This window comes from Facivitalis istanbulensis, from assembly GCF_040560405.1.
GTDB lineage: Bacteria > Pseudomonadota > Alphaproteobacteria > Sphingomonadales > Sphingomonadaceae > Sphingomonas > Sphingomonas istanbulensis.
Map to the genome: position 1 here is coordinate 145790 of NZ_JAVSCQ010000004.1, position 21189 is coordinate 166978.

Genomic DNA, 21189 nt, shown 5'->3' on the forward strand with positions numbered 1-21189 from the left:
TGCAAGAACAGTTAATCAGGGGCCCGGTCTTAGCGTATCGACCGGGAACGGCGGAGTAAAATTGGGATGAGCATCGAATTCATCGCACCCGAGGTCGACGAACTGACGCCGCGCATCGCGGTGATCGGTGTCGGCGGTGCCGGCGGCAACGCGATCGCGAACATGATGCGCGCCGAGGTGCAGGGCGTGGATTTCCTCGTCGCCAATACCGACGCGCAGGCGTTGAAGCAGTCGATCGCGCCGCAGCGTATCCAGCTCGGTGCCAAGATCACCCAGGGCCTGGGTGCGGGCAGCCGGCCGGAAATCGGTCGCGCCGCCGCCGAGGAGACGATCGAGGATCTGTCGCGCCTGCTCGAAGGCAGCCATATGTGCTTCATCGCCGCGGGCATGGGCGGCGGTACCGGCACGGGTGCGGCCCCGGTCATCGCCAAGGCGGCGCGTGACATGGGCATCCTGACCGTCGGGGTCGTGACCAAGCCGTTCGCGTTCGAGGGCAATCGTCGCGCCAAGTCGGCGGATGGCGGCATCGAGGAACTGCAGAAGTACGTCGATACGCTGATCGTCATCCCCAACCAGAATCTGTTCCTGATCGCCAACGCCAACACCACCTTCAAGGAAGCGTTCGCGATGGCGGACGAGGTGTTGCAGCAGGGCGTGCGCGGCATCACCGACCTGATGGTCATGCCGGGCCTCATCAACCTCGACTTCGCCGACGTCCGCTCGGTGATGCAGGAGATGGGCAAGGCGATGATGGGCACCGGGGAAGCCACCGGCGACAATCGCGCGATCGAGGCGGCGCAGAAGGCGATCGCCAACCCGCTGCTCGATGGCGTGTCGATGCAGGGCGCCAAGGGCGTCATCATCTCGATCACCGGCGGCGACGACATGCGCCTGCTCGAGGTGGACGAGGCGGCGAACCATATCCGCGAACTGGTCGATCCCGAAGCCAACATCATCTGGGGTTCGGCGTTCAACCCCGAGCTGGAAGGCCGCATCCGCGTGTCGGTGGTCGCCACCGGCATCGACGCGGATGTGAAGCCCGGTGCCGCCGCGCCCGTCGAGGCGCCGCGCAGCAGCTTCAGCATGGGGGGCATGGCGCGCAAGGCTGAGGACGCGCCGAGCTATCGCCCGGCCGAGGTCGCTGCGCCGGCTCCCGCACCCGTTCCTGCGCCGGTCGTGACTCCGCCGGTCGAAGCGTCGCCGGCCCCGGTGACCAGCGCGGCCCCGGTCGCATCGCCATCGGTCGCGGCACCCGCCCCGGCGGCAAATCCCGCGCCGGCACAGGACGATGAACTGGTTCTGGGAGCCGATACGATGGTCCCCGCAGCCTCCGCCGCGCCGGTGTCCAACCCGGCCGCCGTCGAGCCCGCGCCGGGCAGCGAGGAAGCGCGTCGCCGCTGGCTGGCGCCCGGCAGCGAGGCGGGCGACGTGCCCGCACAGCCGGCACCGCGCGTGAAGCTGGGCGGTACGCTGTTCGAACGCATGTCCAATGCGGCGCGCGGCGCGCAGCGTGACGAGAATGCGCCGGGCTCGGCGGATTCCTCGCTCGATATCCCGCGCTTCCTGCATCGCCAGAACAACCAGTAAGAGCCCCGGCGCGCGTCGCCGGGATCAGCGGAACAGGGCTCGTGCGATCCGTCGCGCGGGCCCTGTTCCGTTGGGAGCCTCGCCCATGGGGATCGTGCCCGTAGGAAACTGGGCAGGGGCGTTGGACGCAGGTGAAATTCATTTCACTTCGTCTTCAGGTCGCCCGGTGCAATCCGCCTCTGGCCTGTCGTCCATTTCGGGGACGATGTTTCAGCGAGGAGGATTTCCCATGTTGCCGCGCCGTATCCTGCGTCATGCCGTTCTGGCGGGTCTGGCCCTGACGCCCGCCCTGGCCGCGCCCGCCTTCGCCGCCGAGCCGCCCGCGGCCGGGCATGACCGTATCCATGCCTTCCGCCTCTATACCGGCCCCGACGGCAATTCGCATGTCGAGGAAGGCACCGTGACCCCCGGCGTACCGAGCAAGGTCGAGAAGATCCATTTCAAGACGACCGCCGCGCGTTCGCATTTCGATTGGCACAATGATCCCGAGCCGCAATATGTGCTGACGCTGTCGGGCACGCTGAAATTCGCGACGCGGACCGGCGAGAGCTTTACCCTGCGGCCTGGCGACGTGCTGGTGGCCGAGGATCATACCGGCACCGGCCATAATTGGGTGATGCAGGGCGATCAGCCGTGGAATCGCGCCTATGTCGTGCTGGCCCAGGGTGCCCAGACCTCGTTCGTCGCGGATCCGCGCCACTGATGACGTCGCGCGGAGCGGCCGTGCCGTCCTGTTGGTCGACCGCCCGGAGCAACCGGGCGCGATCGACCGGGGAAGGGCATTGCCGTTCCGCGCGAAACAGGCTTTATGGGATATAGTCCCATGACGTCTCCTATTCTTTCCCGCGCCTCGCTGGCGCTCGCTCTGGTGCTGGCGGCCATGCCGGTACCGTCCTTCGCCCAGGAGGTGGTTCAGCCGCTGCCCGGCAGCACCGATGCCGATCGGCTCGGCGACCTGATGCGCCGCATCACGCACAGCCCGCGCGACGTCGACGCGCTGATCCAGGCGGGAGAGTTGTCGATCCGGCTGGACGATCTGTCGGGCGCGGCATCGCTGTTCGCGCGCGCGGAGAAGGTCGATCCGCGCGATCCCCGGATCAAGGCGGGCATGGGCTCGATCCTGGTCCGCTCCGAACGGCCGGGCGAGGCGCTGCGTTATTTCGCGCAGGCGGCATCGGCGGGGCTGGCCCCGGCGCATTTCGCCGCCGATCGCGGGCTCGCTTATGACCTGACCGGCGATCAGCCGCGCGCCCAGGCCGATTATCGGCTGGCGCTGGCCAAGGAGCCCAGCGACGAGGTCATTCGCCGCTACGCCCTGTCGCTCGGCATTTCGGGCCAGCGCGAGCGGGCGCTGGAGCAGCTCGACCCGCTTTTGCGCAAGACCGATCGTGCGGCGTGGCGCGCGCGCGCCTTCATTCTCGCCATGGGCGGCGACCTGCCCGAGGCGACGCGTATCGCGAGCACGATGATGCCGCCGCAGCTTGCCCAGGGGCTGCAACCCTTTTTCGAGCGTTTGCCGACGCTGCCCGCGGTCGATCGCGCCTTCGCCGTCCATTTCGGCGAAACCCGCGCCACGCCCGAGCGGCTGGCCGATGCGCGGCTGGCCCCGGTGCTGCCGCCCCTCGCGACCGAAGCGCCGGTGGCACTGGCCTCGACCGCCACGCCATCGCCGAACGCTGCGGTCGATCGCCATGGCGATCGACGCCGGGGCGGACGGGATATGCGCGACCGGACCGGGCGCGACCCGCGCGGCGTCGCAACGGCGGCGGTGGTTCATCCGCAGCCGACCCCGGCGACCAACGCCGCGCCCGCGCGCGTGGTTGCCGCCGCCGCGCCGATGCAGATGGTGCAGCCGCTGCCGCGCCAGGCCCCGGTCCAGCAGACGCAATCGCAGCCGCAACCCGGCTTTAGCAGCAGCCTTCCCGCGACCCCTTTGGCGCGGGTGCCCGAAAGCACGCCACCCGTCGCGACGGCCAGCGCGGCGGCACCGACGGTGCAACCGCTGCCCGCCAGCGCCGCACCCGCCGTCGCGACACCTGTTGCCGCGACACCCCCCGTCACGCCCGTCCAGACCGCGCAGGCCGGACCAGCGCCCGCCCCCGTGGCGATGGTTCAGCCGCTGCCCGGCGAGGCGAGCGAGCCTCCCAAACCGGCGGCAGCCGCTTCGCCGCCACCGGCAGCGATCGCGATGGTGCAACCGCTGCCGCCGGTGGTCGAGCCGAAGCCCGTTCCTCGACCGGTCCATGTCACGACACGGCGCATGACGCCCGCCGCCACGCGGGCGATGCGCGAGGATTCGGTGCTGGCGCGGATCGTCGCGAACCTGTCCATCCCCGCATCGGAACTGGGTGTCGAAGGCCCCGAGCATCCGACCGCCGCCGTCGGTCACGCGCCGGCGAACAACGCGTCGCAGCATGTGCTGGCCGAGGCGAAGGCCAAGGCCGAGCGGGATCGCGAGGCGGCCGCGCGGGCGGAAGCGGTGAGCGAGGCCGCCGCCAAGCCGCCGGTAAAGGATGCCCGGACGCTGGCCGCCGAACGCAAGGCTGCCGCGGCCAAGGCGGCGGCCGAGAAAAAGGCGCTGGCCGCCAGGAAGGCCGAAGCCGAGAAGCGCGCACAGGCCGAAAAGGAAGCCGCCGAGGAGCGTCGGATCGCGCGCGCCAATCCCGAGCGAATCTGGGTCCAGGTGGCGGGTGGCGCGAACGAGGCCGATCTGCCCAAGGCCTGGGCAGCGGCCAGGGCGAAGGCCCCGACGCTGTTCGCCGGGCGCCATGGCTACAAGATGCCGCTGCGCGCGACGCACCGCGTGCTCGCCGGCCCGTTCAAGACCGACGCCGAGGCGCGCGCCTTCGTCAATAAGCTTGCCAAGGAGGGACTATCGGCCTTTTCGGTGACGAGCGAGGCGGGGCAGGTCGTGACGCGGCTTGACGCCAAATAGTGGGACGGGCGATGGGACCGGCATGACCCGTTTCGCCACCTGGGCCTCCTATCCCGAGCAGAGCCGGGGCCGCCGCCATGACGAAGCCAAGGGGCTGGAGCGGGGGCCCCGCGATGCGTTTCAGCGTGATCGCGACCGGATCATCCATTCGATCAGCTTCCGGCGTCTGCGGCACAAGACCCAGGTTTTCATGGCCCCGGATGGCGACCATTTCCGCGTCCGCCTGACCCATAGCCTGGAGGTCGCGCAGATCGGTCGGACGATCGCGCGCACTTTGGGGTTGAACGAGGATCTGACCGAGGCGCTGTGCCTGGCGCACGATATCGGCCATCCGCCCTTCGGCCATGCGGGCGAGGACGCGTTGAAGGCCGCGCTGGCCGAGCAGGGCGGGTTCGATCATAATGGGCATACGCTGCGCACGCTGACCGCGATCGAGCGGCCCTATCCGCGCTGGGACGGGTTGAACCTGTGCTGGGAAACGCTGGAGGGGCTGGCCAAGCATAACGGCCCGGTGCGCCACCCCGGTTGGGCCTTGCGGGACGCGGATGCGGGCTTCCCGCTCGATCTGGAGAGCCATGCCTCGCTGGAGGCGCAGGTGGCGGCGCTGGCCGACGATATCGCCTATGACAATCACGATATCGATGACGGATTGCGCGCGGGGTTGCTGACGCTCGACCAGATGCTCGACGTGCCGTTGGTCGCGCGCGGCTGGCAGGTGGCGCAGGCGCGTTTCCCCGATGTCGCGCCCAAGCGGCTGGCGAGCGAACTGATCCGTTCGCAGATCGGGGCGATGGTCAACGATCTGGTCGCGGAAAGTCGCCGCCGGATCGCGGAGAGCGGCGTGGGCGACGTCGCCGATGTCCGGGCGGCGGGCCATACGCTGATCGGCTTCTCGGAGGCGATGCGGATCGAGGAACGCGATCTCAAGCGGTTCATGTACGCCAATCTCTACCATCACCCGCGCCAACTGGCGGCGGCGGATGCGGCGCATGGCATCGTCCGGGGACTCTTCGCCGCCTATCGCGCCGACCCGATGGCGCTGCCCGACGAATGGCGCGAGCGGCTGCCCGAAGCCGAACCGGCGCGCAGTCGCCATATCGCGGATTTCATCGCCGGGATGACGGATCGCTATGCCATCCGTTGCTATCGCGAAGTCGTTGGCGAGATCGACCTGCCCGAGGGTTTTTAGGGGGCGGTCGTCCCATGGCCGGCGGGGCTTGCGTCAGGCGATTCCCGGCAAACGGCCCGCGACCCCGATTGGGGGGCGCGAGCCGCATGACATTGGTGGCCGGTGGGATCAGCGCGCGGCGCTCTCCACGCCCGCGCCCAGCGCGCCCTTGGCTTCCTCGGTGCTGAACGACACCGGGATGTTGCCGCTATAGCCGGTCACGTGATGGCCGCGCACCTCGAAGCGGAACGCCTCGCCGCCCGGATAGCGGTGGCCCTGGATCACCGGATGGCCGGATTCGGTCGAACGGGTATAGACATAGGTCTGGCCGTTATAGACGAAGCGCTGCTCGTTTTCGGCCGCGACGGCGCCGATGGTCGGAACGGCGGCAAGCGCCGCAGCCAGGATCAGAATGGTCTTGCGCATGATCGAAACTCCCGCATTTGCGTTGAGCCGGATCAGGTCCTCTCGCGCTCTTAACTTTCGTCCGACAAATATTGCAGCGCAGCAAAGCGAGCAAATGCAAAGGCATTTTGCGTGATTGCGGCCTGCGCAATCGGTTCCGGCGGGGCCGACGCGGCCGCGCGGCGATGCAGGATTTGAAGCGGTCGCCCGATTTCGCTAGAGCGCATCGCTTTGTTACGCGATCGGATCCTGTGATGACCCTCTATACCCGCTTTGCCGCGCATATCGACGCGGCGCTGGACGCGCTGGTGGCCAATGGCACGCTGCCGGGCGGGCTGGATCGTCGCAACGTCACGGTCGAACCGCCGCGCGACGCCAGCCATGGCGACCTCGCCACCAACGCCGCGATGGTGCTGGCCAAGCCTGCCGGGACCAACCCCCGCGCGTTGGCGGAGGCGCTGGCGGCGGAACTGGGCAAGCTGGACGAGGTGGACAGCGTCTCCGTAGCGGGGCCGGGCTTCCTCAACATGCGGCTGACCGAGGCGGCGTGGCGCGACGAACTGGCCGCGATCCCGCAGGCGGGTGGCGATTATGGCCGTTCGACGCGCGGGCAGGGCGTGACGGTCAATATCGAATATGTCTCGGCCAATCCGACCGGGCCGATGCATATGGGCCATTGCCGGGGCGCGGTGGTGGGCGATGCGCTCGCCACGCTGCTGGAGTTTGCGGGCCATAAGGTCATCCGCGAATATTATGTCAACGATGCGGGTGGGCAGGTCGATGTCCTCGCCCGTTCGGCGCATCTGCGCTACCGCGAGGCGCTCGGCGAGACGATCGCAATCCCCGAGGGCCTGTATCCGGGCGAGTATCTGATGCCGGTCGGCGAAGCGCTCGCCGCCGAGTTCGGCGACGCTTACGTCGACGCGCCTGAGGGCGAATGGCTGGTCCTGTTCCGCACCCGCGCGGTGGCGGCGATGATGGCGATGATCCGCGAGGATCTCGCGCTGCTCGGCATCCATCACGACCTGTTCTCGTCGGAAGCCGAATTGCAGGCTGCGGGCAAGCCGGAGGCGGCCGAGGCCGAGCTGCGGTCGCGCGGGCTCGTCTATGACGGCGTGCTGGAAGCGCCCAAGGGCGAGACGCCCGAGGATTGGGAGCCGGTCGAGCTGCCGCTGTTCCGCTCCAGCCAGTTCGGGGACGATCAGGATCGCCCGATCAAGAAGTCGAACGGTGCCTGGACCTATTTCGGCGCCGACCTCGCCTATCATTACCAGAAGGCGCAGAGCGCCGATCAGCTGATCGACATCTGGGGTGCCGACCATGCGGGCACCGTCAAGCGGATCGTCGCGGCGGTCGAGGCGCTGACCGGCGGCAAGACGAAGTTCGACGTGAAGCTGGTCCAGATGGTCCGCCTGCTGCGCGGCGGCGAGCCGGTGAAGATGTCCAAGCGCGCGGGCAATTTCGTGACGCTCGCCGATGTCGTGCGCGAGGTCGGCAAGGACGTGGTGCGCTTTACCATGCTGACCCGGCGCGCCGACGCTCAGATGGACTTCGACTTCGCCAAGGTGGTCGAGGCGTCGAAGGACAATCCGGTCTTCTACGTCCAATATGCCCATGCGCGCATCGCCTCGCTCAAGCGGCGCGCGGCCGAGGCGGGGATCGAGGATGGCATGCCCGATCTGGCGCTGCTCGATGCCGAGGATCTGGGGCTGGTGAAGCTGGCCGCGCAGTTCCCGCGCATCGTCGAGACCGCGGCGGTCGCACGCGAGCCGCATCGCGTCGCCTTTTATCTTTACGATCTGGCCGCCGCCTTCCATGCGGCATGGAATGTCGGCAATGATCGTCCCGATCGCCGCTTCCTGATCGCCGAGAATGCCGACATTACGCGTGCGCGGCTTTTCCTCAGCGAAGGGATCGGTCAAGTCATTCGTAACGGTCTGGCGTTAATGGGTGTCGAGGCTGTGTCGGAGATGAAGTGATGGCGGAAGAGATGGACCTGCGCGGATACGATAGGCCGGAGGAGGATCGCCTTCCCTGGCTGGAGACGGTCGAGCCCGACGAGCCCGAAAGCGTCAGCATCGGCAAGGTCGTCGCGCTGGTCATTCTGGGCCTCGCCATTCTCGCGGCCGTCGGCTTCGGCCTGTATAAATGGCAGTCGCATCGCGCGGCGAGCGACGGCGATGGTGCGCTGATCGCCGCGCCGGAGGGCGATTACAAGGTGCGGCCCAGCGATCCGGGCGGGCTGAAGGTCAAGGGCGAGGGCAACACCGCCATCGCCACCAGCGCGGGCAAGCCCGGCGGCAATGGCGCGATCGACTTGCGCGCCGTGCCCGAGGCTCCGATGAACGGCACGCGTGTCGTGCAGAAACCCGCCGAGCCCAATGGCGGTCGCAACGCCGTGGCGCAGGTGCCCGAATCGGGTGGCAAGCTGGTCGCGCCCGCGCCCGTCATCGCCGCGCGGCCCGCCGCCACCGGCCCGACCGGCAGCGGTTCGATGGTCCAGCTGGGCGCCTATCCCAGCGAAGCCTCGGCCAACATCGCCTGGGATCGGTTCTCCAAGCGCTTTTCCTATGTCGCCGCGCTGGGCAAGGTGGTGCAGCCGGTCGCCGCGAACGGCAAGACGCTGTACCGGCTCCGCGTGAATGCGGGCAGCGCCAACCAGGCCGCCGATGTCTGCGGCCGCCTGCGTGTGGCGGGCGAAAGCTGCTTCGTCGCCAGCTGATGAACATGCCCCGGTCGCGAGCAGGCGGCCGGGGCCGGAGCGCCTGTCATGATTCCCGTCATTTTCGGCCTGTCGGGCCCTGTTCTGACCCCCGGCGAGCGGGCGTTCTTCGCCTCGGTCGAACCCGCAGGCTATATTCTCTTCAAGCGGAACATCGTCGACCGGGCGCAGGTCCGCGCGCTCACCGATTCGCTGCGCACGCTGGCGGGGCGTGACGATCTGGCGATCCTGATCGATCAGGAAGGCGGCCGGGTCGCCCGCATGGGGCCGCCCGAATGGCCGGCTTTCCCGGCCGGACCCGCCTTTGCGCGGCTGTACCGGATCGCCCCCATGTCGGCGATCCAGGCGATGCGCGCCAATGGCCAGGCGCTGGGCCTGATGCTGCGCGAGGTTGGCATCACGGTCGATTGCGCGCCGCTGCTCGATGTGGCGCAGCCCGACACGACCGAGGCGATCGCCTGCCGCGCTTATGGTACCGAGCCGATGACGGTCGCCGCGCTCGGCCGCGCGATGCTGGAGGGGCTGGCGGCGGCGGGCGTGGTCGGCGTCGTCAAGCATATGCCCGGCCATGGCCGCGCGCTGGTCGACTCGCACCATCTGTTGCCGACCGTGACGGCGGATGAGGCGGAACTGGCGATCGATCTCGAACCGTTCCGCACCCTGTCCGCCGCACCGATGGGCATGACCAGCCATATCGTGTTCGAGGCCTGGGACAGGGATCGTCCCGCCACCCTGTCGCCGACCGTGATCGAACGGATCATCCGGGAGCGGATCGGCTTTGACGGCCTGTTGATGACCGACGATATCGACATGAAGGCGCTCAGCGGCACCGCGGGTGAAAAGGCCGTGGGAGCGCTGGCGGCGGGATGCGATCTGGTCCTCGATTGCTGGGCGAGGATGGACGAGATGGTCGAGATCGCCGGACGCGTCCCGCCGATCACCTCCACCGCCCGCGCCCGGCTCGACCGGGCGATGGCGAGCATCGGCGAAGGCGAGGGGGACTTTGCCGAGCTGATCGCCCGGCGTGACGCGCTGCTCGCGCTGGCGGACGGCTGACCGGATCTAGGCCGGCACGAACAGCGTCAGCACATTGTCGACAAACGCCTGTCGCGTCGCCGGATCCTCCAGATCGGCCAGCGCGACCGATCGCATCATCAGCGGCATCGCCACCGCGCCGAGCAGCAGCGCGATATAGATGTCGGGATCGCGCACCGACGCTTTGTCCCCTCCGGTCTCTCCGGCCGCCGTGACAATGGGCAGCATCGCGTCGCGATACACGTTCCACATCCGTGCGATCACATAGTCCCGGCGCAGCCCGGGCCGCGCGATCTGGTCGATGAAGAAACGCCCGAGATCGGGCATGGCCAGGCTCAACCGGACAAAGGCGTCGATGGTGAGGGCCAGCCTTTGCCGGGATGTGGCGGGCTGGACGGGCGGGGTGGTGTCGTCAGTCTGGAACAGTTGCTCCAGACGTTGCGACACATGATCCACGATCGCCTGCCACAGGCCCATCTTCCCGTCATAGCGTCGCGCGATCAGCGCGGTGTCGACCCCCGCCGCCTCGGCGACCTGTCGCAGATGCGTTCCCTCCCAGCCATGACGGGCAAAGGCGGTGACGGCGGCGTGCAGGATCATATCGGGATCGGGGCCTTCCGCCTTGCGGGGGCGGCCACGGCTGCGGCGGGGATCGATCGGTGGGAGCGCGTCGGACATGGTGGCGCCATTAAATCAATAGGCGTTGATTTAAAAGAGGGCGGAGGCACGGCAAGGCTTTTCGCGCCTGTGCGTCTCGCCATCGGCGCGTATCGCGGCTAAGCCCATGGCGATGACGGGGGAACAGCTGACGCTCGATCTGGAGGGGTGGGAAGGGCCTCTCGATCTGCTGCTGTCGCTCGCGCGGTCGCAAAAGGTGGATTTGCGGCAGATTTCGATCCTCGCGCTGGTCGAGCAATATCTGCGCTTCGTCGACCGGGCGGGGCGGATGCAGCTCGAACTGGCGGCGGATTATCTCGTGATGGCGGCGTGGCTCGCCTACCTCAAATCGGCTCTGCTGCTGCCGCGCCAGCCAGAGGAAGAACCCGACCCGGAAGAGATGGCGTTGCGGCTGCAACTCCGGCTGGAGCGGCTGGCGGCGATGCGCGAGGCGGGGGCGCGGCTGATGGGGCGCGACCGGCTGGGCCGCGACGTGTTCCTGCGCGGCGCGCCCGAGGGGCTGGCGGTGCAGCGCAAGGCGCTGTGGCAAGCCGAACTCTATGATCTCATTGCGGCATATGGGCGGATCGCGGCGCGCACCCGCCCGGTGATGCATGTCGTCGCCGATCGGCAGGTGATGACGCTGGAGGCCGCGCTCGACCGGGTCTCGACGCTGGTCGGCACGCGTATCGACTGGTCGGTGATCGAGAGCTTCCTGCCCGATGGCGGCGAAAGGCTGCGGCGCTCGGCGCTGGCGTCCAGCTTTCTGGCGGTGCTGGAACTGGCGCGGCAGGGGCGGGTCGAGTTGCGCCAGGCCGCGCCCTTCGCACCGCTCTATATCCGGCAACCCGCATGACCCCGCTCGACCCGATCGTCCGCGCCGTGGAGGCGGTGCTATTCGCCGCGACCGAGCCGATGGGGATCGATTCGATCCGCGCCCATGTCGGTCCGGGGCCGGGCGGCAATGTAAAGGCGGCGCTGGACGTGCTGGAGGCGCTCTATCGCGGCCGGGGTATCGCGCTCGTCCGGCGCGGCGACCGCTGGCATTTCCAGACCGCGCCCGATCTGGCGCATCTGCTGCGCCGCGATCGCGAGGAAAGCCGCCGCCTGTCGCGTGCCGCGATCGAGACGCTGGCGATCATCGCCTATCACGAACCGGTCAGCCGCGCCGAGATCGAGGCGATTCGCGGGGTCGCCATTTCCAAGGGGACGCTCGACGTGCTGATGGAGGCGGGCTGGGTACGGCCCGCCGGGCGGCGCGAGGTGCCGGGGCGTCCGCTCATCTATGCGACCACCCCCGCCTTTCTCCAGCATTTCGGACTGACCAGCCGTCGTGACCTGCCCGGGATCGAGGATCTGCGTGCCGCCGGGTTGCTCGATCCCGTCGATCTGGCGATGGAGCGGCTGGTTGATGAGGCCGGAGCCGGAGTCGAAGGAGGGGATGCGGAGCGCGATGACGGCACGGGGGAACGGGGGCATGATTGAACGCTGTCCTTCGCGTCACGCCCACGTCATGCCCGAGTCACAAAGCGCGGGCACGGCTGCGCATTCCGGACCGAGGCCTGCCGGCTTCGCTCAATCCTGTTTTACGGACCATTGCCGCTGGCGATGCCAAGGCCTAGATAGACCATAGTTTCCAGGAGACGTGCCATGGGCAGTTTCAGCCCGATTCACCTGCTTGTCCTCGCGGTCGTCGCGATCCTTCTGCTCGGCGGTGGCCGCTTTTCGAACCTGATGGGCGATGTCGCCAAGGGCGTGAAGAATTTCAAGAAGGGCATGGCCGAGGAAGACGAAGCGTCCGCCAAGCCGTCGCCCCGCATCGAAGCGCAGAAGGCGGCCGAGCCCGTCCTGGACCGCGACGGCGAGCGCGTTCGCGACGATCGTTGATCCGGTCCACCAGCTAGTACCGGATTTCCATGTTCGATATCGCGCCGACCGAATTCATGCTGGTCGCCATCGTGGCGCTGGTCGTGATCGGTCCCAAGGATTTGCCCAAGGCGATGCGGGTCGTCGGCTATTGGGTTGGCAAGGCACGCGGCGTCGCGCGCCAGTTTCGCCAGGGCTTCGACACGATGGTGCGCGAGGCCGAACTGGAGGAAATGGAAAAGCGCTGGGCGGCGGAAAATGAGCGCATCATGCGTGAACACGCCGCCGAGACGCAGAACGCGGCGCCCGTGGTCGATGCGCTCGGCGTCGTCCCCGCTCCCACGCCCGCGCTGCCCGACCCGGCGGCGCATCCGGTGTCGGATGGTGCGGGTGATCCGCATACCGACCATAGCGACCGGCCGGTGATGGTCGAAAAGCCGGTGGTCGCTCCCGCCCCGGCGGACCCTCATGCCCCGCGCGCTCCCGACGGAGCGGCGTCGTGAGCGAGCATGACGAAATCGACGCCAGCCGTGCGCCGTTGCTCGACCATCTGGTCGAACTGCGCCGTCGGCTGCTCTATTGCATCGTCGCCATCGCGATCGGCTTTGGCGTGTCGATGTATTTTTCGGAAGCGATCTTCGGCTTTCTCGCCAAGCCGCTCTTGGCGGCCGGACAGGGCAAACTCGTCTATACCGAGATTTTCGAGGCCTTTTTCGTCCAGGTCAAAGTCGCCTTCTTCGCCGCGATGATGATCGCCTTTCCTGTGATCGCCAACCAGCTGTGGCAGTTCGTCGCGCCGGGCCTGTACAAGAAGGAAAAGCGCGCGCTGCTGCCTTTCCTGCTGGCGACCCCGATATTGTTCCTGATGGGCGCGGCGATGGCCTATTATGTTGCCATCCCCATGGCGCTGCACTTCCTGCTGGGGTTCGACGGCATGGTGGGCGGCGTGCGGCGCGAGGCGTTGCCGGCGATCGGCAATTACCTGTCCTTCATCATGCAGTTCCTGTTCGCCTTCGGGCTGGCGTTTCTGCTTCCGGTGCTGCTGATGCTGCTGGAGCGCGCCGGGATCGTGACGCGCAAGCAACTGATCGGCGCGCGGCGCTACGCCATCGTTGCGGCGACCGCGATCGCGGCGGTGCTGACCCCGCCCGACCTGATGTCGCAGATCCTGCTCGCGGTGCCGCTTATCATTCTCTACGAACTGGCGATCATCGGTATCTGGTTCACCGAACGCGGTCGCGCCAAAAGGGGCGAGACACAGGATGCGGAGGCGGAGGACGCCACGGCCTGACAGCCATCCGGCCCTTGGATAGTGCGGAGGCCCCTGGCGAACGCCGGGGGCCTTTTTCGTATCTGGAGGTCATGGAGCCTATCGCACCGGTTCGGGCTGGAAACGGAAAGGGCTCCGGCGGTGATCCGCCGGAGCCCCTTTGCACATCAGCCGGGTGAGTGGCTTACTTGGCGTCGTTGGCCGTCTTGGCAACGGTGTTGCCCGCCGAACTGACGTCGCGGCCGACACCTTCGACCGTGTTGCAAGCGCTGACCAGCAGCGCGCCAGCGACGATGGCCAGACCCATGAGCTTGCGCATTCAATATCTCCTTATCGCGAAACCGTGCCGACCCAATGCGCCAGAGCGCCATTCGTTCCGGCCGCGTTACGGAAGGAAACAATCGGCGCGGGGATACAGGGCGTTGGAAAAGGTTAAGGCCTGAAGGCACCACCGGGGGGGGGGAAGGTGGAAGCCTCCAGGCCTATGGCTTGGACAGCGAGAGCGGGGGGGCATAAGTTCGCTATCCGAAGAACAAAACCCTCAAGCCGGACGCCGGTTCCCGGCAAGGCCCGGGAATGCGAATCTTTTTGCTGATTTATCAGTCACAGCCGATGACCGGGATCGCGATCTCATAGGCGCCGGTCAACGGATCGTGATGCAGCGGCGCGCGCAACTGGCGGGCAAGGCCCTCCATCACGCGACCGTAACGCTTGCCGATCAGATGGCGCAAGGCGTCGGTCTCGACCAGCGCGCGCGACACCACCCGCACCACCGCGCGCCCCTCCGTCTCGGCGGGCTTGACCGCGACGCGGATCTGCGCGGCCGGATCGCAGTTCATCGCGAGTTCGATCGTTTCGGTCACCAGGAATGCGATCGCGACCGCGACATCCTGATTGACCAGCAACGGCGCGACATCGAGCGAGATGCCGATCCCCGCCGCGCTGTCGAGCGCGGTGGCGCGGATATTGGCCGCCAGTTCGCCGATCATCGTGCGCAGGTTCAGCCCGCGATTGTCCTCCAGCTCGGCGAAATGGTGGCGATGCACCACCGCCAGCGCATCGACCCGCCGCTGGATCGAGGAATAGGCGGCCATCGCCTCCGGCCCCGTCGCGCCGCGCGCGTGGAAATTGATGAGGCTGGAGATCACCTGAAGATTGTTCTTCACCCGGTGATGCACTTCGCGGGTCAGCTTGGTCTGGCGGACCAGCCCCTCGGCCAGTCCGGCTTCATGGGTGGCGACGGTCCGGGTGATCGCCTCGAACGTGTCGGCCAGATCGCGTATCTCCTGCGCCGGGGCCGCCTCCACCTGCGAGATGTCGAGCGTCTCGCCGGGCTGATAGGCGGCGACGATCCGGCGCAGTTGGCGCAGCGGCCGGATCAGCAGGCGGTCCACCACGAACCAGCCGATCAGGACTGCCGCCAGCCACATCAGCAGCGGCAGGGCCAATGCCACGATCAGCGAGGAGGTGATCGGCGCGCTGGGCGTCGCGCTGCGCAGGACCAGGCCGCCAATCCCCAGTTCGGTGCGCAGCGTCTTCATCCGCTCGAACGGGCCCTTGCCGGAAATCGTTTCGATCGGCAGCGAATCGCCATCCAGTTCCAGGATCGTCTCGACCGGGCTGGTATGATTGTTCTGATCGATCAGCGTACGCAGGAAGGACAGCGGGAAGAAGGCGCGGGCCTGGGCCTGCCCGTTCTGATGGTCGACGGACAGGACCACGCCCTCGCCCGGCAGGATATCGGCACCGATCGGCGAACCGTCGGTCGGCTTTGGCCGCGCGGCGGGCAGGGGATCGCCACACAGCGTCCGCCCTTTGCGGTCGGTAATCAGAAACCGCGCGCCGGTCAGCGATTGCTGCGCGAATACGCCTTGTGCCCGGGCACAACTGGGCAGGTCGAGGGGATCCTTGCCCAGCGCACGGATTGCGACGCGGAGCGCCGTCATGTCGCCGACCAGTTCGGTCGCGATCGCACGGGCGTCCTCATTGGCGGTGATCCGCAAACGTCCGCTGGCCTCGATATCGGCGAGCCGGGTGGTTTGCAGCGTGGCGAAAACGGCGATCGCGGCCAGGATGAACAGGGTGCCGCCCAGGACGAGCACCAGCTTTGCCCCGGTGGTGATGCGGGGGTGCAACGGACGACGGCGGGCGATGGCCTCGCTATCGATCGGAGGGGGCGAAATGCTGGCCATGCGGCCGGATCATCAGTCCAGCTTGCTGAGAAGGTCGAGCATCTCGTCTGGAATTTTCTCGTCGACGGTCTTCTGATACGCCTGCCGCAACACGGCACCCGCATCTTTTTGGCCACCGGAGGACGGTGGGGAGGAAGGCGTCTTCGTCGTCTTGTTGCCCAAACTCAAAATATCCCCCTGCATGACCCACGAAGCGGGGCAACCGACGCAATGGCGACCCTGTAGCGCTGCCGGTCGGCGAAACGCCAGAGCCATAGTTGATGTGGCGATGAAACCAAATTCGATCTGGTTGGTTCCCGGATGCACACGAAAAATCCACCCTTCCTGGCAGGTCCGCCATGAGGGGGCGGGGGATTCGCGATACGGCATTGAAAACGCGCGCGGGGCCCAGCACATGGGCTCCACAGATACCTCAGGGAGTGATCATTACCCATGTCGCTTGGACAGCAACTCGCGCCCCATCTTCCTTTTCTGCGGCGCTATGGCCGGGCCCTGACGGGCAGCCAGATGCATGGGGACAAATATGTCCGCGCGACGCTGGAGGCGATCGTCGCCGCTCCCGATCAGTTTCCGCGCGATGTCGATCCGCGCCTTGGCCTGTACCGCATGTTCCAGGGCATCTGGTCGTCGGCCAATTACGAGGAACTGGACGAGGCGGGCGTCGACGCCGATGGTCATGAGGGCGTGGCGCGCGCACGGCTGGCGCGGATGACGCCGCTGTCGCGGCAGGCGCTGCTGCTGACCGCGATGGAGGGCTTCACGCCGGAGGACGCGGCCTATCTGATCAATGTCGAGCCGAGCGAGGTCGAGAATCTCGTGGCCGAGGCGCTGGCCGAGGTCGAGAAGCAGACCCGGGCGCGCGTCCTCATCATCGAGGATGAGCCGATCATCGCGATGGATATCGAGACGATCGTGCGCGACCTGGGCCATGAGGTCACCGGCGTGGCCGTGACGCGGGACGAGGCGGTCGCGCTGGCGATGGAGGATCGCCCCGGCCTGGTCCTGGCCGACATCCAGTTGGCCGACGACAGCTCGGGCATCGACGCGGTGAAGGACATCCTGGCCGAATTCGAGGTGCCGGTGATCTTCATCACCGCCTTCCCCGAGCGGCTGCTGACCGGCGAGCGCCCCGAGCCGACCTTCCTCATCACCAAGCCGTTCCAGCGGTCGACGGTGAAGGCGGCGATCAGCCAGGCGCTCTTCTTCAACCAGAGCACGATTCCCGCCTGATCATGGTGTCCGTAACCGATCAACGACGGTTACGGACCCAAAACGTTTGACACGCGTTGAGATGGACATGGCTGATCCCGACGAACCCATCCATGTCACCAAGGAAGACGCGCGGGCAGGATCGACGCCGCGGACCACGCGCTACATCCTGCCGATATCGTTGGTGCTGGTGATCGTGATCTTTGCCTATCTGGTGCTGCGCTGACGCCGGATCGGACCAATACGCAATTTCGACGGCTGGCAATTTCCGGCCGCCCATCTTATGTTTCGAGGCGAGTGCCAATCTGGTCGCCTCCGATGATCGGAATTTCATGACCCAGCCACTGATGCGGGACGATATGCCAGCCGACGCTCCGGTCGAGCACGTTGCCCTGTCCGATTCCGAGTTCAAGGCCGAGCTGGCGCGCGTGATCCCCCATCTCCGCGCGTTTGGCCGCTCTCTTTCGGGCAGTCGCGATCTGGCCGATGATCTGGTGCAGGAAACGCTGTTGAAGGCATGGGCCGCGCGCAAGCGGTTCCAGGCGGGCACCAACATGCGCGCCTGGACCTTCATCATCCTGCGCAACCTGTATCTGTCGCAGATGCGCCGCGCGCGCTTCAAGGGCGAGTGGGACGATCTGGTCGCCGACCGGATCCTGGCCGCGCCGGCCAGCCAGGATCGCCATGTCGAACTGGGCGATATGCAGCGGGCGCTGATGCACCTGCCGCAGCCGCAGCGCGAGGCGTTGATCCTCGTGGGGGCGGGTGGCTTTGCCTATGAGGAAGCGGCGGAAATCTGCAATGTCGCGGTCGGCACGATCAAGAGCCGCGTGGCACGCGGCCGCGTCGCGTTGGAGGCGATCCTGACCGAAGGTGCGCTGCCTTCGCGACGCGAGCACGAAACCGATAGCAGCAAGACCGCGCTCGACAGCATCATGAGCGACGTCGACCAGCTTAGCGGTGGTCGCTGACGGCCAGGATCTTTAAGGCCGAGGCGGAGATCCGCCCGATCCGCAACCGTCCCGACTCTCCCGGTCGTGGCGGTTGTTTTGTGTCCGGCGACGTCATGGCGCGATGGTGGCGGGCATTGCGTCCAGGAAAGAGCTGATCCGCTCAAAAGGGGCGGCGCAGAGTCTCCACGCCGGGCAAGCACAGGGGCGCATGCCCCTTATCGCTATACCCGGCCGTTATTCGCGCATCCGGCGGTGAAGCCGTCCAGTCGCGCGATGAGCTTGATCCAGGCATCGGGCAGGCGCGAAGGCTTGCCGAAGACCGAGCGGAGCGCAACGCCAAGATCGTCCGTGCGCCGGGGCGCGGGGACGATGTGGCATTCGCCGGTCCAGAGGTCGTTGCGGATCATATCATCATAACGATTGAATGGTTGACAAGTTTCAAAAAATCTGAACGCGCTCGTTAATGATGTGGAAAGCATTGGCCCTGCGCGCCTGACTATCTATCAGGGGGGCATGACCGTTCCGCATCGCGCCGACCCGCTTTTCGCCCTGCCCGACGCAGTGGCGCGGGCGCGGGCCTATTCGCCATTCCTGAACATGCTGCTCGACCGGGAGCCGGGGATCGAGGAGCTGGCACTGCACGGACGGCTGGGCGATCTTCCGGCGCTCGACCCCGATTTGCCCGTCGGCGTGGCGTTGCGGCGAGCGCGTCGCGCGCTGGCGCTGTCGGTGGCGCTGGGCGATCTGGCCGGGATCTACGACCTGACCGGGGTGACGCGGCGGCTGACCGATTTTGCCGACCGGGCGCTCGATCGCGCGATCCGGGCCGCGATCCAGGAGCGGACCCCCGGTGCCGATCCGGTCGGCTTCGCGGCCATCGCACTGGGCAAACAGGGCAGCGGCGAGTTGAACTATTCGTCCGATATCGATCCGATCCTGATCTTCGACCCGCTCACCCTGCCGCGCCGCGCGCGCGAGGATGCCGAGGAGGCGGCGGTGCGAATCGGCAAGCGGGTAGTCGAACTGCTGCAGGCGCGCGACGGCGAAGGCTATGTGCTGCGCGTCGACCTGCGCTTGCGCCCGTCACCCGAAGCGACGCCGATCGCGATCCCGGTCGAGGGTGCGATCGCCTATTATGAAAGCCAGGCGCTGACCTGGGAACGCGCGGCGTTCATCCGTGCCCGGGCGGCGGCGGGGGACATTGCGCTGGGCCAGCATTTTCTCGATGCGATCCGACCCTTTGTCTGGCGGCGGGCGCTGGATTTCGGCGCGGTGGGCGAGATTCGCGACCTGACCCGGCGGATCCGCGACCATCATGCGCAGGGGCAGGCCCTGGGCCCCGGCTATGACCTGAAGCGCGGGCGCGGCGGCATTCGTGAGATCGAGTTCTTTGCGCAGATTCACCAGTTGATCCATGGCGGGCGCGACCCGGCATTGCGCGCGCCCGCAACGCGCGACGCGCTGGCCCGGCTGGCCGAGGCGGGCCGCATCGATGCCGCCGACGCGACGGCGCTGGCCCAGGCGTACGAGACGCTGCGCACCATCGAGCATCGGGTGCAGATGATCGACGACCGCCAGACCCACCAGTTGCCGCTGGGTGACGGGTTGGACCGCGTCGCCCGTTTCCATGGGATGGCCGATGGCGAAGCGTTGATCGCGATGCTGGCGCCGGTGACGCAGACGGTCGGGCGGCTTTACGATGCGCTGGACGCTGATGAGCGGCCGCGCCTGCCGCATGATCCGGTGCTGCTCGACGCGCGGCTGGCGGCGGCGGGCCTGCGCGATACCGAAGCGGCGGCGCGGCGGATCGCCGCCTGGCGCGGCGGCGATTATGCGGCGTTGCGCAGCCCGGCGGCACGCGCGGCGCTGGATGCGGTGCTGCCCACGCTGGTCGAGGCGCTGGGCGAGGCCCCCGATCCCGATGCCGCGCTGCTCAAGCTCGATGCGCTGTTCGAGCGGATGACGAGCGCGATCAACATCTTCCGCTTGCTGGAGGCGCGGCCCGGCCTGGCCAGCCTGACGGTCGCGATCCTCAGCCATGCGGCCCCCCTGGCGACCGAATTGGCGCGGCGGCCCGCCTTGCTCGACGGGCTGATCGACGCTTCGGCGTTCGAGCCGCTGCCTGCGGTCCCCTGTCTGGAACGCGCCATGCGCGGTGGTGAGGACGGGCAGGATTATCAGGATCGGCTGGATCATGTCCGCCGCGTGGTCGGCGAATTGCGCTTTGCACTGGGCGCGCAGATCGTGGCCGGGCGTGGCGATCCGATGGCGGTGGCGGGCGGCTATGCGCGCGTCGCGGAGGCGGCGATCGGCGTGCTGGGACAGGCGACGGTGGACGCCTTCGTCGCAGCGCATGGCCGGGTGCCGGACAGCGAACTGGTGATCCTGGCGCTCGGGCGGATGGGCGGCGCGTCGCTGACCCATGCCTCCGACCTTGATCTGGTCTATCTGTTCACCGGTGATTTCGCCGCCGAGTCCGATGGTCCAAAGCCGCTGGGCGCGACACTCTATTATAATCGCCTTGCGCAGCGGGTGACGGCGGCGCTGTCGGTGCCGACCCAGGCGGGGCCGCTCTATCCGGTCGACACCCGGCTGCGCCCGTCGGGAACGCAGGGGCCGCTGGTCGTGTCGGTCGAGAGTTTCGCCCGGTATCAACGCGAAGAAGCCTGGACCTGGGAGCATATGGCATTGACGCGGGCGCGTCCCGTTTTCGGGTCGGCGGCGGCGCGCGCGGCGGTGGTCGCGGTCGTCGACGATGTCCTGAACGGCCATCGCCCGGCGCGCGACGTCGCGGCGGAAGCGGGCGAGATGCGCGCCGAAATGGCGCGGCATAAGCCGCCTCAGGGTCCGCTCGATATCAAGCTGCTCCCGGGCGGGCTGGTGGATCTGGAATTCGCGGTCCACCGGGCGCAACTGGTGGCGCGGACCGGGTTCGATCCCGATCTGGCGCGCGCCATCGCGATGCTGGTGGAGGAGGGCTTGCTGCCCCCGGCCATGATCGACGCGCATGCCCTGCTGACCCGCGCGCTGGTGACGTTCCGGTTGCTCGTCCCCGATGGGCAGGAGCCCGCCATGGCCACCCGGCCGCTGATCGCGCGCGCGATGGGGCTGCCCGATTGGACGGCGGTGGTTGCCACGCTGGAATCGACGCGGCAGGAGGTGCTCCATGTCTGGCAAGGAGAATAGCGCG

General features: G+C 67.6%; 22 protein-coding genes. 16 read left to right on the forward strand and 6 right to left on the reverse strand.

The genetic code is table 11. The features are described from left to right. Positions 1-66 precede the first annotated feature (66 nt). From ftsZ to RN629_RS04575, 4 genes are all read left to right on the forward strand, one after another. A complete protein-coding gene (gene ftsZ / locus RN629_RS04560; protein ID WP_407034087.1) occupies positions 67-1587 on the forward strand; it encodes a cell division protein FtsZ in 1521 nt (506 codons plus the stop codon). Between the two features lie 229 nt (positions 1588-1816). Further along, positions 1817-2290 (forward strand): cupin domain-containing protein, encoded by a 474-nt coding sequence (locus RN629_RS04565; RefSeq protein WP_407034088.1) that lies wholly within the window; start codon positions 1817-1819, stop codon positions 2288-2290. 120 nt (positions 2291-2410) lie between these two features. Continuing rightward, positions 2411-4522, forward strand: coding sequence for an SPOR domain-containing protein (locus RN629_RS04570; protein WP_407034089.1), 2112 nt, complete (start codon positions 2411-2413; stop codon positions 4520-4522). A gap of 22 nt (positions 4523-4544) precedes the next feature. After that, a complete protein-coding gene (locus tag RN629_RS04575; protein ID WP_407034090.1) occupies positions 4545-5711 on the forward strand; it encodes a deoxyguanosinetriphosphate triphosphohydrolase in 1167 nt (388 codons plus the stop codon). Positions 5712-5819: 108 nt separating this feature from the next. On the opposite strand, the gene RN629_RS04580 is transcribed toward RN629_RS04575, so the two are convergent. After that, on the reverse strand, positions 5820-6116 hold the full coding sequence (locus RN629_RS04580; RefSeq protein ID WP_407034091.1) for a hypothetical protein: 297 nt from the start codon (positions 6114-6116) through the stop codon (positions 5820-5822). A gap of 233 nt (positions 6117-6349) precedes the next feature. Here RN629_RS04580 and argS point away from each other — a divergent pair, with 233 nt between their 5' ends. From argS to RN629_RS04595, 3 genes are read left to right on the forward strand one after another with little or no spacing between them, the layout of a single operon-like run. Continuing rightward, complete coding sequence (gene argS / locus RN629_RS04585; protein ID WP_407034092.1) at positions 6350-8074, forward strand: arginine--tRNA ligase; 1725 nt, start codon at positions 6350-6352, stop codon at positions 8072-8074. Continuing rightward, on the forward strand, positions 8074-8817 hold the full coding sequence (locus RN629_RS04590) for an SPOR domain-containing protein (protein WP_407034093.1): 744 nt from the start codon (positions 8074-8076) through the stop codon (positions 8815-8817). Before argS ends, RN629_RS04590 begins: the two co-directional genes overlap by 1 nt. 48 nt (positions 8818-8865) lie before the next feature. Continuing rightward, entirely contained in the window at positions 8866-9873 is a 1008-nt protein-coding gene (locus RN629_RS04595) for a glycoside hydrolase family 3 N-terminal domain-containing protein (protein ID WP_407034094.1), read from the forward strand. A 6-nt stretch (positions 9874-9879) separates the two neighbouring features. Here the strand turns inward: RN629_RS04595 and RN629_RS04600 are convergent, their stop codons facing one another. After that, positions 9880-10530: a TetR/AcrR family transcriptional regulator gene (locus RN629_RS04600; protein WP_407034095.1), complete on the reverse strand. Its 651-nt coding sequence runs from the start codon at positions 10528-10530 to the stop codon at positions 9880-9882. 106 nt (positions 10531-10636) lie between these two features. On the opposite strand from RN629_RS04600, the gene RN629_RS04605 reads away from it, so the two are divergent. The 5 genes from RN629_RS04605 to tatC all read left to right on the forward strand — a co-directional run bounded on the left by RN629_RS04605 (position 10637) and on the right by tatC (position 13666). Next, entirely contained in the window at positions 10637-11365 is a 729-nt protein-coding gene (locus RN629_RS04605; protein WP_407034096.1) for a segregation and condensation protein A, read from the forward strand. Next, positions 11362-11994 carry an SMC-Scp complex subunit ScpB gene (gene scpB, locus RN629_RS04610; protein WP_407034097.1) on the forward strand — a complete coding sequence of 211 codons (633 nt, stop codon included), beginning with the start codon at positions 11362-11364 and terminating at the stop codon, positions 11992-11994. Before RN629_RS04605 ends, scpB begins: the two co-directional genes overlap by 4 nt. 165 nt (positions 11995-12159) lie before the next feature. Next, complete coding sequence (locus RN629_RS04615) at positions 12160-12396, forward strand: Sec-independent protein translocase subunit TatA (RefSeq protein ID WP_407034098.1); 237 nt, start codon at positions 12160-12162, stop codon at positions 12394-12396. A 29-nt stretch (positions 12397-12425) separates the two neighbouring features. Further along, a complete protein-coding gene (tatB, locus tag RN629_RS04620; RefSeq protein ID WP_407034099.1) occupies positions 12426-12878 on the forward strand; it encodes a Sec-independent protein translocase protein TatB in 453 nt (150 codons plus the stop codon). Then, on the forward strand, positions 12875-13666 hold the full coding sequence (gene tatC / locus RN629_RS04625) for a twin-arginine translocase subunit TatC (RefSeq protein ID WP_407034100.1): 792 nt from the start codon (positions 12875-12877) through the stop codon (positions 13664-13666). The genes tatB and tatC overlap by 4 nt, the downstream gene beginning before the upstream one ends. Before the next feature lie 163 nt (positions 13667-13829). Here tatC and RN629_RS04630 read toward each other — a convergent pair whose 3' ends face one another. The 3 genes from RN629_RS04630 to RN629_RS04640 all read right to left on the reverse strand — a co-directional run bounded on the left by RN629_RS04630 (position 13830) and on the right by RN629_RS04640 (position 16143). Next, positions 13830-13964 (reverse strand): entericidin A/B family lipoprotein, encoded by a 135-nt coding sequence (locus tag RN629_RS04630; RefSeq protein ID WP_056434194.1) that lies wholly within the window; start codon positions 13962-13964, stop codon positions 13830-13832. A gap of 280 nt (positions 13965-14244) precedes the next feature. Continuing rightward, positions 14245-15837: a sensor histidine kinase gene (locus RN629_RS04635; protein WP_407034101.1), complete on the reverse strand. Its 1593-nt coding sequence runs from the start codon at positions 15835-15837 to the stop codon at positions 14245-14247. 12 nt (positions 15838-15849) lie between these two features. Continuing rightward, a complete protein-coding gene (locus RN629_RS04640; RefSeq protein WP_407034102.1) occupies positions 15850-16143 on the reverse strand; it encodes a NepR family anti-sigma factor in 294 nt (97 codons plus the stop codon). Between the two features lie 126 nt (positions 16144-16269). Between RN629_RS04640 and RN629_RS04645 the strand changes: the two genes are divergently transcribed. The 3 genes from RN629_RS04645 (at position 16270) to RN629_RS04655 (ending at position 18017) form a co-directional block, all read left to right on the forward strand. Further along, positions 16270-17067 (forward strand): response regulator, encoded by a 798-nt coding sequence (locus RN629_RS04645; RefSeq protein WP_407034103.1) that lies wholly within the window; start codon positions 16270-16272, stop codon positions 17065-17067. A gap of 67 nt (positions 17068-17134) precedes the next feature. Next, entirely contained in the window at positions 17135-17272 is a 138-nt protein-coding gene (locus RN629_RS04650; RefSeq protein ID WP_407034104.1) for a hypothetical protein, read from the forward strand. Positions 17273-17378: 106 nt separating this feature from the next. Beyond that, complete coding sequence (locus tag RN629_RS04655) at positions 17379-18017, forward strand: sigma-70 family RNA polymerase sigma factor (protein WP_407034105.1); 639 nt, start codon at positions 17379-17381, stop codon at positions 18015-18017. 203 nt (positions 18018-18220) lie between these two features. On the opposite strand, the gene RN629_RS04660 is transcribed toward RN629_RS04655, so the two are convergent. Beyond that, on the reverse strand, positions 18221-18406 hold the full coding sequence (locus RN629_RS04660; RefSeq protein ID WP_407034106.1) for a hypothetical protein: 186 nt from the start codon (positions 18404-18406) through the stop codon (positions 18221-18223). Between the two features lie 106 nt (positions 18407-18512). Here RN629_RS04660 and RN629_RS04665 point away from each other — a divergent pair, with 106 nt between their 5' ends. Beyond that, the gene (locus RN629_RS04665) at positions 18513-21185 is read left to right on the forward strand and encodes a bifunctional [glutamine synthetase] adenylyltransferase/[glutamine synthetase]-adenylyl-L-tyrosine phosphorylase (protein ID WP_407034107.1); all 2673 of its coding nucleotides are present in this window, start codon (positions 18513-18515) and stop codon (positions 21183-21185) included. The last annotated feature ends 4 nt before the right edge of the window (positions 21186-21189 follow it).

What these genes read in the sequence shown, in the direction of transcription:
- ftsZ (WP_407034087.1), top strand. Translation starts at nt 67, where the DNA reads ATGAGCATCGAATTCATCGCACCCGAGGTCGACGAACTGACGCCGCGC.
- RN629_RS04565 (WP_407034088.1), top strand. Translation starts at nt 1,817, where the DNA reads ATGTTGCCGCGCCGTATCCTGCGTCATGCCGTTCTGGCGGGTCTGGCC.
- RN629_RS04570 (WP_407034089.1), top strand. Translation starts at nt 2,411, where the DNA reads ATGACGTCTCCTATTCTTTCCCGCGCCTCGCTGGCGCTCGCTCTGGTG.
- RN629_RS04575 (WP_407034090.1), top strand. Translation starts at nt 4,545, where the DNA reads ATGACCCGTTTCGCCACCTGGGCCTCCTATCCCGAGCAGAGCCGGGGC.
- RN629_RS04580 (WP_407034091.1), bottom strand. Translation starts at nt 6,116, where the DNA reads ATGCGCAAGACCATTCTGATCCTGGCTGCGGCGCTTGCCGCCGTTCCG.
- argS (WP_407034092.1), top strand. Translation starts at nt 6,350, where the DNA reads ATGACCCTCTATACCCGCTTTGCCGCGCATATCGACGCGGCGCTGGAC.
- RN629_RS04590 (WP_407034093.1), top strand. Translation starts at nt 8,074, where the DNA reads ATGGCGGAAGAGATGGACCTGCGCGGATACGATAGGCCGGAGGAGGAT.
- RN629_RS04595 (WP_407034094.1), top strand. Translation starts at nt 8,866, where the DNA reads ATGATTCCCGTCATTTTCGGCCTGTCGGGCCCTGTTCTGACCCCCGGC.
- RN629_RS04600 (WP_407034095.1), bottom strand. Translation starts at nt 10,530, where the DNA reads ATGTCCGACGCGCTCCCACCGATCGATCCCCGCCGCAGCCGTGGCCGC.
- RN629_RS04605 (WP_407034096.1), top strand. Translation starts at nt 10,637, where the DNA reads ATGGCGATGACGGGGGAACAGCTGACGCTCGATCTGGAGGGGTGGGAA.
- scpB (WP_407034097.1), top strand. Translation starts at nt 11,362, where the DNA reads ATGACCCCGCTCGACCCGATCGTCCGCGCCGTGGAGGCGGTGCTATTC.
- RN629_RS04615 (WP_407034098.1), top strand. Translation starts at nt 12,160, where the DNA reads ATGGGCAGTTTCAGCCCGATTCACCTGCTTGTCCTCGCGGTCGTCGCG.
- tatB (WP_407034099.1), top strand. Translation starts at nt 12,426, where the DNA reads ATGTTCGATATCGCGCCGACCGAATTCATGCTGGTCGCCATCGTGGCG.
- RN629_RS04630 (WP_056434194.1), bottom strand. Translation starts at nt 13,964, where the DNA reads ATGCGCAAGCTCATGGGTCTGGCCATCGTCGCTGGCGCGCTGCTGGTC.
- RN629_RS04635 (WP_407034101.1), bottom strand. Translation starts at nt 15,837, where the DNA reads ATGGCCAGCATTTCGCCCCCTCCGATCGATAGCGAGGCCATCGCCCGC.
- RN629_RS04645 (WP_407034103.1), top strand. Translation starts at nt 16,270, where the DNA reads ATGTCGCTTGGACAGCAACTCGCGCCCCATCTTCCTTTTCTGCGGCGC.
- RN629_RS04650 (WP_407034104.1), top strand. Translation starts at nt 17,135, where the DNA reads ATGGCTGATCCCGACGAACCCATCCATGTCACCAAGGAAGACGCGCGG.
- RN629_RS04655 (WP_407034105.1), top strand. Translation starts at nt 17,379, where the DNA reads ATGACCCAGCCACTGATGCGGGACGATATGCCAGCCGACGCTCCGGTC.
- RN629_RS04660 (WP_407034106.1), bottom strand. Translation starts at nt 18,406, where the DNA reads ATGATCCGCAACGACCTCTGGACCGGCGAATGCCACATCGTCCCCGCG.
- RN629_RS04665 (WP_407034107.1), top strand. Translation starts at nt 18,513, where the DNA reads ATGACCGTTCCGCATCGCGCCGACCCGCTTTTCGCCCTGCCCGACGCA.